The organism is Amylibacter sp. SFDW26, assembly GCF_009184395.1.
Lineage (GTDB): Bacteria > Pseudomonadota > Alphaproteobacteria > Rhodobacterales > Rhodobacteraceae > Amylibacter.
Genome location: NZ_WEIC01000005.1, coordinates 160,241 through 173,613 on the forward strand (window position 1 = coordinate 160,241; position 13,373 = coordinate 173,613).

Below are 13,373 nucleotides of genomic sequence, written 5' to 3' on the forward strand. Positions count from 1 at the left end.
CAGACCCTAGTTCTTTACGCGCGTTAGGACAAAGCGCGTTTCAGAAAGCTAATCCGCGATAGGATCAGGTAATCCAACGCCAACACAGATACCAATGTGATGCCCGCCAATGGAAACGCGATTGAAATCGCAGCCCCCACCAAAACAGCACCTTGCCATAATGGCATGTTTGCTGGCGCAGGTGGTGCACCAATACGGCCCGCACGGCTTGGGCGGCGTTTCCACCACAAAACCAAACTACTGATGCTTAGGAACAGAACAGCCAGACAGAACACTGTATTTGCCAAAACACTCCATAGGCCCAACAACCCCATGTGCAACGCGATACCCACAGCCATAGCTTTGCCAGCCCATGAATAATCTTCATAACGGGCATCTGCCAAAATCTTACCTGTGTATTGATCCACGTGCACCGTACGATCCGCCGTTGGCGATGTGCTATCGCTGTTCATTGAATCGCGACTGAACGTCCAAACACCCGTTTCGCCTTTTGGCAAGTTCATCTGATAACGCCCTTCAAAGCCAATCTTGCGTGCCAGCATATCCATCGTGTTGATATCCAACACTGTGCCGCTTTCCAAAACAGCCACACCCGCCATGCTGCCAGAAGCAGGCAGCGGTGTTAACTCAAGCGCCCAAGGCACTTCTTTACGGTCATGGTTCAGACTTGCATGTGTTTGGTCAGACAACGGAACATTATCCCATTTTTCCGCAGGAAACTGCGACCAGCTTTGGGTCATCTTGCTGCCCCAAATCCCTGTCCATGCCAGGCCAGAGATTAAGAAAAACACCAAGAAAACAGAAATCCAGATACCAACAGTGCCATGCAGCGATTTCCACAACGTACGACCACGCCCAAGTGATGGGATCAGCGCCTTGCGCCAGCCACCTTCACCACGCGGCCACCACATATATAGGCCAGTGACCACCAGAACCATGCCAAGAGATGCCGCAATCTCGATCATACGGTCACCAACAAAGCCGATCATGATATCGCTGTGTAGGTTATCCATAAAATCATACCAACCTGCACGACGCGAAAATGTATCCAGCACTTCAGCCGTATAAGGATCAACAACAACCATCTTTGCATCGCCATCAATATCGATGCGGAAAATAGCCGCCAGATCATCTGAACGTGGTGCAATATATTGTTTCAACGTCCCGCCTGGAATGGAGGCCAAAGCGGCGTCTGATTGCGCAGAAATAGACAATGCCGCTTCTTGTGGCACAACAGCGATATGCTCACCATCACGGCCATCGATATAACCGATCCACAGCATACCAAGGCCTGTGATTGCCAACATAATGAAAAAAGGGATCACGTAGAGACCAGCATAGAAATGCCAACGCCACGCAGCGAAATAGAATGGGTTTACAGAAGATGCATTAACCGCATCCTCATCAACCCGAATAGGGTTTTGAGAGTTCATAAGGTTTTCCTTTGATTTGAATTAAGAGATTAATTGAAGTCAAAGAAGGGTTGGTGGCCCACGCACAGGGTTATCATTAGAAACGTGCTGAACGGCCCCTGCCAAAGAGGCGCGCAAGGATGCAAGCGAAATGCCCTCATACTCATGCTTTTGTGGCAGACAGGTAAATTGCGCCAGACCCAAAGCATCAACAAGACGACAAGCCTCACATTGAGTATGCACCTGTGAACCATTTTGGGAGGGGTCGCCACAGATATCCCAAACCGAGCCGCCGCTCAGAATGTACTCTTGTATAGCCTGATCTTCATTGATCGTTCCAGCACGATGCCCAAAACCAATACCGACGATAGAAAGGGAAAGAACTATCGAAATCAGTATATTGAAAAATTTGTATTTCACGTTTTGGCGCATGGGTCTGCGCATATATGATCTGTTTTTTAGGATCAATTTATATCATCTGCGGCAAATTGTAATAAGCTTCGACCTTAAGTCGAACAGATCATATGAAGTTTATGAAACTACATATTCACAATTTACAACGCACGCCCCCAATTCATCACAAACTATTTTTTCTTAATTTTCGGAGCAAAGCGATTGCAGCTATTGCCATCGTATACGCTGGAATTCACACGACCTTTACTCAATGACGCTGTATATTTACAATTCACGTAAACACGTTGGTTTCTATATCCCGTGGTGATCCATTTACCGTTTCTGAAAGATTGGATTGGTGTCCGGTCAATATAAGTGTCTTTATAAACCCAAACAGCTTTTGTTTTGTCTTTTATTGTTGGGTTTCCAATCACAGCTGCAATTTGTGCAACAGTTTTACCATTAAACTGCATTTCTCGCGTTTCACGTTCTTCTGCTGTTTCAAAACAACCAGACAATACAACCGCCAATGAAAGCCCCGTAATAACATTTTTCTTATGCACGTTTAAATCCCCCTTTAATAAGATAACCTTAAAATTCTATCCTGCGTTTACAGTCCTTATGCAAATACAAAATCAATATATTTTAGTAATTTAGGCCACCAATATAATTAACGTATCTGTCAGGGCTTTTCGTAGCCTGTATTTTCACCTAAAACCCCATCAAACACATACAAATGATTGGTTCTATTATGATCGAAACGCCTATTTACGCCGTCAGTGATATCCACGGCGATTTAAAACAATTAAAAGACATTCACGCACGTATCAAAGCCGATGCCGCGAATAACAATGTCAGCGATTATACAATCATCCACGTTGGCGATCTGGTAGATCGTCGCGAAGACAGCAAAGGAACAATCCAATACCTAATGGATGGCCTAGCAGCAGGCGAGCCTTGGATCGTTCTAAAAGGCAATCACGACCGCATGATGTATTGGTTCTTAGAAGACCCAGATCGTCGTGATGACCATCTTAAACCAGGTTATGATTGGCTTTATCACCGCATTGGTGGTCGTGAAACGTTGGAAAGTTATGGTGTTACATACCCAGAGGAGTTCGACCCAAAAGAGGTTCAAAAAATGGGACTTGCCGCAATCCCGCAAGCGCACATCGATTTTCTAAAGAACCTACCGCTTTATGTGGAAACCAAAGACTACATCTTTGTGCACGCGGGCATACGTCCGAATGTGCCAATGGAAGAACAGACAGAAGATGATCTGGTTTGGATCCGCCAACCGTTTTTTGAGCACACCGAGAGCTTTGGCAAAATGGTTATCCACGGCCATACTGTGATCGACAAAATCACGCATTACGGCAACCGCATCAACATCGATACAGGTGCTGCTTGGGGCGACGCTATGTCTGTTGTGTTTGTAGACGACACAGCTGTGGTCGAAGTTGCCGCCGATGGAACGCGTAAAGATATTCCAATGGCCAAGGCAGATGCTTAGTCATAAATATTGCAAAACTCTCACAAAGGCACCTTAATTTAACAGTTATTTGAAAATAAAGTTGTCTTTGTGAAAAAAATCCATGAACTATCCTTTTAGGGGATTCCACTTTAACGGTGGATGAAAAATAAGAGGATAGAATTAATAATATGAAATCTCAATTAACGTGTTGTATCGTTGCTCTTTCTTTAACAGGGTGCGTATCACAACCGCCATTAGCCGTTAAACCAGAAATTGCTCCAGCCAAATTACAAGCAAATGCTCCAAGTAATCGTGTCCGAGATGACAAGAGTACAAAAACGACAGTGCGAGCATATAAAACTGTAAAAGAAGAAGGTAAAAAGGACACTCAAGTAGAAGTTGCAGGCGCGATATGCACATTGCAATCTGACCACCTGTCCGCAAAAGTTGTAACGCCACAAAAAGTTGAGTTACCTAAATACGATCAAATTGCAAAACTAGAGGATCGCGGTGTACCACCGTCAATTCTAGTCAAATGTACAGCAGGCAACCTAAAAGGCCAATCATTGCTTACAGCAAATCCAGGTAAGATCATTTCAGGAAGTGGTAATCTTATCGCTGATCTGGTTCTAATTGCAGGTAGTGCGGCTGCAGCCGCGACCGCCGACTGGCGTTATGCTGAAAACGTTGCGGTGGTATTGAAATAATGCGGTATTTAACATCGTTATGCGTATTATCACTCATCTCTGGGTGTGCGGTTCCAGCATTAGAGTTGAATGCACCAGTAACAGCACGTGTCGCAAAGCAGCCCACCAACTCATTCAGAAATTCTCCAGTTATTCTGAGAAGCTATAAGGTAAATGATGAGGGCAAAAAGGTTGAATTCAGTGGCGCACAATGTAGCGGTAGAAATGCATTCGTTTCTTTTTCTAAAGCATCGACCCCAGCAAACATCCAGTTGCCAACATATCTACAGGGCGAAAGGTTTGCCAATCGCGGAAAACCACCCGCACTTAAGGTGAGCTGTAAGTATGGCAAGACAGAAAACAAATTTATCCTTGAGCCAACAAGCGCTGTAGGCAATGTGACAGTTTCAAGCGGTACTCAGTACAACTATCAAACGGGTGTTTACTCAAACCCAAGTGTGACGCACCTTACAGGCCGGCTAAGCCCAACACTCCCATGGAGATACAGTTCGGCAACAGTCGACTTTTGATACAATAGAATACCTAAAATCACAGGATGCCTTACTCTAAAGGCATCCTGTATATCAAAGAACGCGATTTCATAATTTACATAAAACTTGGTTGCACCTGATACGCGGGCAATTTTTATCTACAAATCCCATCATAAGCTTGCGATGCGCAACATCTCGCAAAGCATCACATGCATTTTTTGCAAGTTACCGCCGTATTTTAGAATGTTGCATCTACCCCCATCTGCTTTCCTGTAACACATGATACATTTATTTCAGACGACGTAGTGTGCCTCCCCCCACACCGTCATAGGCTTGGGTCGCTCTTATCCCCCAGCGACCCAAGCCCCTATCGTATCATAATAGAAAAGGTCAGCAGTATGATTACAGTAAATTTCACAGGGTCAGTCAGCGAAACCCAGCGACGTGCCTTTGAACAGGCTGCAAGTCGCTGGGACCGCATCATAGACACCTCATTTGCGCCCGTTACAGTAGAAGACCAAGTATTGGATGGTGTGATGATTGATGCCAGTATCGAAGCCATAGATGGTGACCAAGGTATTCTTGGACAAGCAGGACCAACCATTTTACGCCCAGGTGATGAGTTACCGATCAAAGGCATTATGCAATTCGATCTGGCAGATATCTTGCGTCTTGAACGTAATAACAGCCTAGAAGACGTTATTTTACACGAAATGGCCCATGTTCTAGGTTTCGGTACTCTTTGGGCCCGTATGGGATTTATCATTGGTAGCGGCGGTAATAACCCGCAATTTATTGGCACGGCTGCAACCCGCGAGTTCCGTGTTTTAGGGGGCAATAGATTGGGCAATGTTCCCGTTGCAAATACAGGCAGCATGGGCACCCGCGAAGGTCATTGGCGTGAATTGGTTTTTGGCGATGAATTACTCACAGGATTTCTATCAGGATCTCAAAGGCCAATTAGCCGTATGTCCATCGCAGCATTCGAAGATATGGGATATTTGGTCGATTATACAGAAGCCGATGATTATACGTTACCCTCATTCCAACAACTGGCAGAAAAGGGCATCATGGAAGCCGTGCGCACTTGTGATCTGTGTAAAATGGGCCGCCCAAAGCCAGTCATATTAAGAGACAGGCATAACAATCTTAAAAAGCCAGTCTTTTTAAATTCTTAAATTCAATCATCTTCTACTTTACGTGTAGATGATAATGAAAACAGGTTATCTAAATCTCTAAGAATGAACAAAGCAATCAACGCACCAAGTGTCGGAATGGATGCCAGCATCAGATTCTTAGGGAAATTATAATATTCAACGAACGCCCCTAAAGAACCAATAACCCCCGCCGCAGACATCAGCATCACCAATCCATAACTCCAAAAGCGCCACAGTCCCAAAAGGAACGCGAGAACGATCAAAACTTGGATCGTGCCAAGCCCGTAAGAAAGCGCATCCGATATCTCAATAAAATCGATTTTATAGAACCCTGTGAATATATTCCGTTGCCATTCTGGATGGTGGAATTTCAATGTTGCCCATAGCCCTAAAAAGGTCGCGGCTGTGACGCGTATAATCAATAAAGCAACTTCTATGCGCTTTAGCTCTGTCATACTATATCATCCCAAATTTTCTGCCTTCATCGAATGGCATACCTGTGAAATGATCATACTATAACTCAAACATTGGTGACTATTAAAAATAAAAAGTGCCTTTAGCACGGAGGGGACGCGCTAAAGGCAAGAGGGACTATTGCGGGATTTTACCCAATAGTCGCCGCTTTTGATGCATTCTCTAAATGAACGGCACAAGCATCATTGTCGCCTTCTTCCAGTTTCAATTGCGCCATTTTCAATTCTTCAATCGCTGCTTCTTTACGGTCAGCACGTGCATTTTCAACTTCAGCGATCACCATGGAAAATGTTTCCGTATCACATGTCTTTTCACCTTCTGCATAAGCGGAAGTTGCCATTACTGCTGATATTGCAATCGTTGCCAATGTGAATCTTTTCATATCTCTACTCCTTTACCTGTTTTTATTCGCTTGTTCACATTTGGTATTTCGATAATGCGCAAAACGGAACCCAGCACCTGAAGGCTTGTAATAACAAGCACAAGACTGCCAAAACCAAGGGGTAAATAAGCACAAAAAGGATCAAAGAATGTAGCCCAAAAATGCGTGCAACATTCCGCTGACATCAGCCTTAAAAACAGGCAGAATTAGGCCCTTTTATTCAATTTGTGAAAAAGATGCGTAAACACAGCAACACCAAGTAATGGAATAAACAAGTTCACAAAAGGAATGGTCAAAGGAACCGCCATCAAAAAACCTGCAAACCAGATAGTAAGGCGATGTTTTGCCCGCAACTCATGTGCTCCTTTGCGCCCCAAACGACGCATAGCAACCATCTGAAAGTACTCTCGACCTAGCAAGATACCATTAACGATCCAAAAGATCACAGGTGCCAGAAACGTAGACAATAAATAAATCACCAAAGCCAACATATTCACAACGATGATCAGACCAAGGAACTTCAAGTTATCAACAAGCATATCCTTAATCGGAACGTTGGGAACCGCGGGCAAATGCGTATAATGTTTGGCTTCGACCGCATCCACAACTTGATCCAAAAAGAACCCCGTGAAAACAGACGCCACAGGCACCATCAAGAACACAGACATACCGATCATTGAGATCAAAACAAAACCTGATAACAGCGATGACAGCCAATCAATTTCTCCAAACCAAGGTAAACTGACCGTATCAGGCAACAATAATTGCACCCCCAAAGTGGCTCCCGCCAGCAAAGCGACAGTAAGACCCACACCAATCAGCAAAATACGCCGAAATTTAGGATCACCCATTTGGCCCAAGGCCTTAAAAAATGCATTAAGTATCATAAGGTGTATGTAAGTGCCTGAACTTTAACCTTCAAGCGTTTCTTTGAATTTTAAACACTTTGGCAGTGCTTCTTGTAACGTTGAAAAATGTGATAGACCTTCAAATACATTCACTTCGAAAACATTCCTATATTGCAATGATAATTCCAAGGCCATTTCAACAGGGGACCAGTTGTCCTCTTTTCCATGCCAAAGCTGTACTGGCACAGATATATTATCTAAAACGCTCTCCCAGTCACGCACATAAGCACGCACAACATACTTATAGTTCTGTGCATCATTCAACATTGCAGCTTTCAACATCGTAGAAATCGAATTTCGAAACTCATTATTCTTGATAAGTTCGGCATCCTTACTTTGCGCCGTGGAAAACAGCGCTTTGACAAATAAGTTGACTGATAAACGGCACAGCAAGACTTGCCCTGCCACCATCAGATCAAAACCCCACTTCTGCCCTTGTGCAACCTGAAATACAGAGCGCCCCGCCATTTTTGGCAAGAAATCCCCCATCTGCAATGGTGCTACTGCAGATATTAAATCTAACTTACAAACCTCTGCTCCAAGCTTAGATGCAACGCACATTGCATTAAAGCTCCCTAAAGAGAACCCAATTAAATGAACTGGGGCACCCTTTGAATACTCTCCTATACCGGCAACATATTCGTTAATCATATCATGATGGTTCAACGCAGCTCCGGTTAAAAAAACATCCGCTGAAATAAGTTGATCTTTTAAAATATCAGAGACCAGTACAACGTCATCAAAGCCACCAGGATACCCATGGAAATATATCGAAATCGGTTTATTGTTATCTTTATCCATACTCCCAAAGACCCGAGTATTGCCGCACATACAATGCGACCTGCCGTCCTATAATATTTGGTTATCCTTTCAGCATTTCATAGTTCCGCATCTGAAAATCTAAAACAACCGAACTTCCCTTGCCAGATGACACAAATAATATGAGGCTTTGAAAGAAGCTATTTAGGACACTTGAAATGAAACTTTTCTTTGCGCCTGGTACAATTTCCCTCGCAACCCTCATCGTGCTTTGCGAAGCCGATGCAGATTTTGAACCCATTGCGGTAAACTTTGCCAATCAAGACCAGACCAAACCAGAATATCTGGCTGTAAATCCAAAAGGCCGCGTTCCTGCATTGGTTACCAAGCAAGGAATTTTGACAGAAACCCCTGCCCTTATGACCTATATTGCTGAAAATCATCCAGCGGCAAATCTGATCCCAGACACAGCTTATGAACGTGCAAAAATGAATGAAATGCTCAGTTATTTGGCTTCAACAGTACACATAAATCACGCCCATAAAATGCGCGGACACCGCTGGGCAAATAATCAAAGTTCCTTTGAGGATATGCGTGCCAAAGTGCCCGAAACTGTTTTCAACAGCTTTAGCTTGATCGAAGAAAGCTTAACAGGCCCATGGGCGATTGGCACGCAATACACAATCGCAGATGCACATCTCTTCACCATCGCCAACTGGATGCAAGCTGACGGTGTTGATCCGTCTCGTTTGCCAAAAATCGCTGCCCATATAGCCCGCATGCGCGACAGACCAGCCGTGAAAAAAGCCCATGAAATCATGGGGTGAATTCCCTTATATCGCCAAAGAACCCGCATAATCTTGCCCTTTTTATCACCCAAGCATTGGAAATTGATAAGATGGATTTAAACCTATGCGTAAATTTACAACTGCACTTTGCACTGCCCTTGCCCTTACAACACCAAGCTTTGGCGCAGACACAAGCGCCCTTATTCGCCTAACAGACCGCGAAGACCTCTTTGGCTGGGAGGCCGTTGGGCGCTTAAACTTGGGTAAATCGGGGTATTGCACAGGCACATTAATTGACAATGACTTGGTTTTAACCGCTGCACATTGCGTCTTTGACCCCAAAACAAAAAAACCAATCGACCCGTCAAACGTTACATTCCAAGCGGGTCTGCGCGATGGCAAATTCATCGAAGAATCCAAAGCCACTAAAATCGCAGTCCATAAAAACTACAACCCGCGTGCCTATATCAATGGTGATTACGTGCGCCATGATGTGGCCCTGATCAAGCTGCAAAAAGCCATCACCACATTCGCAGCCTCTCCCTTTAAGCTGCACACAGGCATAGCCGCAGGAAAACAGGTAAACGTCGTCTCATATGGCCGTGGCCGCGATGACGCCCTATCATGGCAACGCAATTGCGGAATCACTGGGCGTTATACTGGTTTATTAGAATTCAACTGCAACGTCACATACGGCTCTTCTGGCGCACCTGTCTTCGTGAAAGAGGGCTTCAATTTCCGCATCCTATCCCTGATTTCAGTCGGCCATAAACAAGGCAAAAAAACTGTATCATACGGCATGGAACTCCCCAAAATGGTGACATTGTTGAAAAAAGACCTCACCCACAATGGCGCCTATACATCAGGCCGAAAAACCACCCAAGCCCGCCGTTTAACTGTGGGTGGAAACAAATCCACGTCAGGGGCGAAGTTTATTAAGAACTAGAGAGTTAATGATAATATGATTACGCCTTCACAAGGTTTTCGTAGGCTTCCCAAATACCACTTTCATCAGCAAACTCTTTTCTAGATAAAACAATACCTTGGTTACTTAGTAGAACCCTTTGAGGAGAGCCTAAACCTGGAAGTTGTGGCATTATTTTATCATCTTCGTCGTATAAAATAGTAAATTCTAAGCCAAGCGTTTTACATGTATTCTCAAACCATACACGGCTTTCGTCATCAGCGACACGCGTACCTGAAACCACAATATGGACACCAGAAATAAGATCAGGGAACGCGCGATGTACCGATGCTAATCTTAATAAATCAATATTACCGTAGTAATTCGCTCGGTATGGACCCAATACAAGCAGCGCGAAAATCTGATCATCATTTGTTTTAGATAAAGCATCAGATAGCATAAAATTATTATAATCTGTTTTTTCTGGTTTGATTGGATCTGCATCTGGAAGTTTATAATCAAAGGGGATTTTCTTTCCGACCAACGGATCTATCTCTTCAAACTGTGTTCCACCATGAAATGTGCTCATTAAATCACGGACAGGTAAGACTTTGGGAACAAGATCATAGGCATTTTGAGCCGCTTGCTTTGCCTGCTCCATTTTACCTGTATCAACATAGATCAAAGCTTGAACATAAAACCATAGTCCAACATCATAAGTTGCATTTGACAGATGGTGTTTCTTTTCTCTTATAACTTCAGCTGCATCTAAAACTTTTTGCGCCTCTTCTATATTACCTGATTGATACTCAGCCAGTGCAAGAAATCCTAATACAAAGTCAGTTTTCACTTCAGTTAGATCAACCTTTTTACTGCGCCCCGTAATTTTTTCCCAGAAAGTAGATTTAAATTCTTGCTTAATACCGTTTTTCAATGCTGCATGCATAGCAGTAAAAGCACCCAGATCATTGTTACGCCAATAATCCAACATGATCTCTTGGTTAAGTTCAAGTTTAGATATTTTACCAAGCAATTTGCCTTCAATAGCAGGGCTAATCTTTATACCAAATGGCCAGAAATCAGCTTTCCATTCAAAATAATTTCCATTTAAATCTGCAAAAAACGTATTGTTAAGTGGATTGCATGGACCTGTAAGCCCCAAGCCAGAGGCTGGGACATTTCCACGCCATAAAACCAACGTCCAACCTGCCTGTATACCCGCATCATGCGCTGGGCTGAAAGGGTGAACAAAAGTAACCCTAGCGCCAGTTCTTATATTGATTCTAGCTATTTTAGAACGATTAGAAACTGGAACCAATGTTTCCGAGAAATCGCCAAGTGACGATAATGAATTTGTTTCTGACAATGCTTTGCTTCCTAAAATATTCTTCTAGGAGTCACAAAACATTATAAGAAAGTTAAAATCAATCCTCTTGCGGAATAACCCGCAACCCCAACTCTCGAAGCTGCTCATTGGTCGGCTCAGATGGCCCGCCCAACATCAAATCTTCGGCCCGTTGGTTCATCGGGAACATGATCACCTGACGGATGTTTGCTTCATCAGCCAACAACATAACGATACGGTCGATCCCCGCCGCACACCCACCATGTGGAGGCGCGCCATAAGTGAACGCATTCACCATCCCGCCGAACCGTTTTTCAACTTCTTCTTTCGGATAACCCGCCAATTCAAAGGCTTTATACATAATCTCTGGCTTATGGTTCCGAATAGCACCCGAAATCAACTCGTACCCATTACAGGCCAGATCATATTGATAGCCCAAAATGCTTTCAGGGTCATCCGCCCCCAGCGCATCCATACCACCTTGTGGCATAGAAAATGGGTTGTGGCTGAAATCGACCTTACCTGTTTCTTCGTCACGCTCGTACATTGGGAAATCAACGATCCAAGCAAACTCAAAGCTGTCTTTATTGGTCAGCTCCAGCTCTTCACCAATCACAGTCCGCGCGCGCCCTGCAACACCTTCAAACGCTGCAGGCTTGCCGCCCAAGAAGAACGCTGCATCGCCTACGCCAAGGTTTAATTGTTGGCGGATTGCCTCTGTTCGCTCAGGACCGATATTTTTAGCCAAAGGCCCAGCAGCCTCTAAGTATTGCGCGCGCAGCTCAACAGCTTTGTCTTCTGCACCAGCTCCAACCAACGCGCCAATAAGATGCGATAGGAACGGCGTGTTAATTGCCGAAACCATCTGCCCTTCTTTAACAGCGGAAACACCAAGTTTCTTGGCAACAGTATCATGCACATCAGCAATAAGAGACATAAAGCTATCATCGACTTTTACATCTGGCTTCGCACGCCAGAAGATATAGCCCATACCTGGCAAACCTTCTTGTTGTGCGAATTTGTTCATACGGTCACAGAATTTACGTGAGCCACCTTTTGGCGCAGGAATCGCACGGATTTCAGTGCCTTCGTTTTCCAGCAAGCTTGCGAAAATCTTAAACCCTGATCCTGCAAAATGCTCGGACACAACTTGCATCTTAATCGGGTTCCGAAGATCAGGCTTATCAGTCCCATACCAAAGCGCTGCATCTTTATATGAAATCTGCGGCCAGTCTTGGCTAACAGGACGGCCTTTACCGAACTCTTCAAAGATACCTTTAACAACTGGCTCAATCGTATCGAACACATCTTGTTGCGATACAAAAGACATTTCCAAATCCAGCTGATAGAAATCAGTCGGGCTCCGGTCAGCGCGCGGATCTTCATCACGGAAACATGGGGCGATTTGGAAGTATTTATCAAAACCTGCCACCATGATCATCTGTTTGAACTGCTGCGGTGCTTGCGGCAACGCATAAAACTTACCAGGATGCAAACGTGATGGCACCAAGAAGTCACGCGCACCTTCAGGTGAAGACGCCGTAATGATCGGCGTTTGGAATTCGTTAAAGCCCTGATCGCCCATACGGTTGCGAATGGATTTCACAACGTTTGAACGTAGAATAATGTTGTTGTGCAAAGTCTCACGGCGCAAATCCAAGAAACGGTATTTCAAACGCGTTTCTTCTGGGAAATCGGGCTCGCCAAACACTTGCAATGGCAGCTCTTCAGACGCACCTAGAATTTCCAGATCACGGATATAAATTTCAATCTCACCCGTTGGGATATTCTTATTCACCAACTCAGGATCACGTGCCTTTACAGTCCCATCAATACGGATACACCACTCAGATCGCACCTTTTCCAATTCAGCAAAAACAGGGCTGTCGCCATCCGCCAAAACCTGTGTGATACCGTAATGATCGCGCAAATCTATGAACAAAACGCCCCCGTGATCACGTACACGGTGTACCCAACCAGACAGGCGTACAGTTTCGCCAACATTAGAAGCATTAAGACCAGCGCAAGTGTGGCTACGATAAGCGTGCATTTTAAGCATCCCTTCAGGGGTTAATCCATTTCAGCCGATACACAAGTTTAGGGAGCTTTTGTCAAGCCTGCATGGCTTTCAATGCATACTGATCTACTTTTTTAGAACAACTCGCCTTTAAATTGCCATACTGTGTAACTACATACGTCA

Annotated in this window: 15 protein-coding genes; 6 read left to right on the top strand and 9 right to left on the bottom strand. The window is 44.4% G+C overall.

All coding sequences use genetic code 11. The features are described from left to right. Window positions 1-23: 23 nt before the first annotated feature. The 3 genes from F9L33_RS13925 to F9L33_RS13935 form a co-directional block, all read right to left on the bottom strand. On the bottom strand, window positions 24-1,433 hold the full coding sequence (locus tag F9L33_RS13925; RefSeq protein WP_152143407.1) for a PepSY domain-containing protein: 1,410 nt from the start codon (window positions 1,431-1,433) through the stop codon (window positions 24-26). Between the two features lie 39 nt (window positions 1,434-1,472). Next, complete coding sequence (locus F9L33_RS13930; RefSeq protein ID WP_152143408.1) at window positions 1,473-1,856, bottom strand: hypothetical protein; 384 nt, start codon at window positions 1,854-1,856, stop codon at window positions 1,473-1,475. A gap of 140 nt (window positions 1,857-1,996) precedes the next feature. After that, window positions 1,997-2,368, bottom strand: a complete 372-nt coding sequence (locus F9L33_RS13935) for a hypothetical protein (protein ID WP_152143409.1) — start codon at window positions 2,366-2,368, stop codon at window positions 1,997-1,999. Between the two features lie 173 nt (window positions 2,369-2,541). On the opposite strand from F9L33_RS13935, the gene F9L33_RS13940 reads away from it, so the two are divergent. The 4 genes from F9L33_RS13940 to F9L33_RS13955 all read left to right on the top strand — a co-directional run bounded on the left by F9L33_RS13940 (window position 2,542) and on the right by F9L33_RS13955 (window position 5,634). Further along, on the top strand, window positions 2,542-3,318 hold the full coding sequence (locus F9L33_RS13940) for a metallophosphoesterase (RefSeq protein ID WP_152143410.1): 777 nt from the start codon (window positions 2,542-2,544) through the stop codon (window positions 3,316-3,318). A 149-nt stretch (window positions 3,319-3,467) separates the two neighbouring features. Beyond that, the gene (locus F9L33_RS13945; protein ID WP_152143411.1) at window positions 3,468-3,986 is read left to right on the top strand and encodes a hypothetical protein; all 519 of its coding nucleotides are present in this window, start codon (window positions 3,468-3,470) and stop codon (window positions 3,984-3,986) included. Continuing rightward, complete coding sequence (locus F9L33_RS13950) at window positions 3,986-4,495, top strand: hypothetical protein (protein ID WP_152143412.1); 510 nt, start codon at window positions 3,986-3,988, stop codon at window positions 4,493-4,495. The genes F9L33_RS13945 and F9L33_RS13950 overlap by 1 nt, the downstream gene beginning before the upstream one ends. A gap of 359 nt (window positions 4,496-4,854) precedes the next feature. Further along, a complete protein-coding gene (locus tag F9L33_RS13955; RefSeq protein WP_152143413.1) occupies window positions 4,855-5,634 on the top strand; it encodes a leishmanolysin-related zinc metalloendopeptidase in 780 nt (259 codons plus the stop codon). Window positions 5,635-5,636: 2 nt separating this feature from the next. On the opposite strand, the gene F9L33_RS13960 is transcribed toward F9L33_RS13955, so the two are convergent. The 4 genes from F9L33_RS13960 to F9L33_RS13975 all read right to left on the bottom strand — a co-directional run bounded on the left by F9L33_RS13960 (window position 5,637) and on the right by F9L33_RS13975 (window position 8,178). Beyond that, window positions 5,637-6,068, bottom strand: coding sequence for a hypothetical protein (locus F9L33_RS13960; RefSeq protein WP_152143414.1), 432 nt, complete (start codon window positions 6,066-6,068; stop codon window positions 5,637-5,639). 149 nt (window positions 6,069-6,217) lie between these two features. Further along, window positions 6,218-6,469 (bottom strand): hypothetical protein, encoded by a 252-nt coding sequence (locus F9L33_RS13965; RefSeq protein ID WP_152143415.1) that lies wholly within the window; start codon window positions 6,467-6,469, stop codon window positions 6,218-6,220. Between the two features lie 206 nt (window positions 6,470-6,675). Then, window positions 6,676-7,353 (bottom strand): EI24 domain-containing protein, encoded by a 678-nt coding sequence (locus F9L33_RS13970; protein ID WP_370452141.1) that lies wholly within the window; start codon window positions 7,351-7,353, stop codon window positions 6,676-6,678. 27 nt (window positions 7,354-7,380) lie between these two features. Next, the gene (locus F9L33_RS13975) at window positions 7,381-8,178 is read right to left on the bottom strand and encodes an alpha/beta fold hydrolase (protein ID WP_152143417.1); all 798 of its coding nucleotides are present in this window, start codon (window positions 8,176-8,178) and stop codon (window positions 7,381-7,383) included. A gap of 176 nt (window positions 8,179-8,354) precedes the next feature. Here F9L33_RS13975 and F9L33_RS13980 point away from each other — a divergent pair, with 176 nt between their 5' ends. Then, window positions 8,355-8,963: a glutathione S-transferase family protein gene (locus F9L33_RS13980; protein ID WP_152143418.1), complete on the top strand. Its 609-nt coding sequence runs from the start codon at window positions 8,355-8,357 to the stop codon at window positions 8,961-8,963. Between the two features lie 85 nt (window positions 8,964-9,048). Further along, on the top strand, window positions 9,049-9,870 hold the full coding sequence (locus tag F9L33_RS13985) for a serine protease (protein ID WP_152143419.1): 822 nt from the start codon (window positions 9,049-9,051) through the stop codon (window positions 9,868-9,870). 19 nt (window positions 9,871-9,889) lie between these two features. Here the strand turns inward: F9L33_RS13985 and F9L33_RS13990 are convergent, their stop codons facing one another. Both F9L33_RS13990 and aspS read right to left on the bottom strand, forming a co-directional pair. Further along, window positions 9,890-11,194: a M48 family metallopeptidase gene (locus tag F9L33_RS13990; RefSeq protein ID WP_152143420.1), complete on the bottom strand. Its 1,305-nt coding sequence runs from the start codon at window positions 11,192-11,194 to the stop codon at window positions 9,890-9,892. A gap of 58 nt (window positions 11,195-11,252) precedes the next feature. Next, a complete protein-coding gene (gene aspS, locus F9L33_RS13995; RefSeq protein ID WP_152143421.1) occupies window positions 11,253-13,223 on the bottom strand; it encodes an aspartate--tRNA ligase in 1,971 nt (656 codons plus the stop codon). Between the last annotated feature and the right edge of the window lie 150 nt (window positions 13,224-13,373).

What these genes read in the sequence shown, in the direction of transcription:
- F9L33_RS13925 (WP_152143407.1), bottom strand. Translation starts at nt 1,433, where the DNA reads ATGAACTCTCAAAACCCTATTCGGGTTGATGAGGATGCGGTTAATGCA.
- F9L33_RS13930 (WP_152143408.1), bottom strand. Translation starts at nt 1,856, where the DNA reads ATGCGCAGACCCATGCGCCAAAACGTGAAATACAAATTTTTCAATATA.
- F9L33_RS13940 (WP_152143410.1), top strand. Translation starts at nt 2,542, where the DNA reads ATGATTGGTTCTATTATGATCGAAACGCCTATTTACGCCGTCAGTGAT.
- F9L33_RS13945 (WP_152143411.1), top strand. Translation starts at nt 3,468, where the DNA reads ATGAAATCTCAATTAACGTGTTGTATCGTTGCTCTTTCTTTAACAGGG.
- F9L33_RS13950 (WP_152143412.1), top strand. Translation starts at nt 3,986, where the DNA reads ATGCGGTATTTAACATCGTTATGCGTATTATCACTCATCTCTGGGTGT.
- F9L33_RS13955 (WP_152143413.1), top strand. Translation starts at nt 4,855, where the DNA reads ATGATTACAGTAAATTTCACAGGGTCAGTCAGCGAAACCCAGCGACGT.
- F9L33_RS13960 (WP_152143414.1), bottom strand. Translation starts at nt 6,068, where the DNA reads ATGACAGAGCTAAAGCGCATAGAAGTTGCTTTATTGATTATACGCGTC.
- F9L33_RS13965 (WP_152143415.1), bottom strand. Translation starts at nt 6,469, where the DNA reads ATGAAAAGATTCACATTGGCAACGATTGCAATATCAGCAGTAATGGCA.
- F9L33_RS13975 (WP_152143417.1), bottom strand. Translation starts at nt 8,178, where the DNA reads ATGGATAAAGATAACAATAAACCGATTTCGATATATTTCCATGGGTAT.
- F9L33_RS13980 (WP_152143418.1), top strand. Translation starts at nt 8,355, where the DNA reads ATGAAACTTTTCTTTGCGCCTGGTACAATTTCCCTCGCAACCCTCATC.
- F9L33_RS13985 (WP_152143419.1), top strand. Translation starts at nt 9,049, where the DNA reads ATGCGTAAATTTACAACTGCACTTTGCACTGCCCTTGCCCTTACAACA.
- aspS (WP_152143421.1), bottom strand. Translation starts at nt 13,223, where the DNA reads ATGCACGCTTATCGTAGCCACACTTGCGCTGGTCTTAATGCTTCTAAT.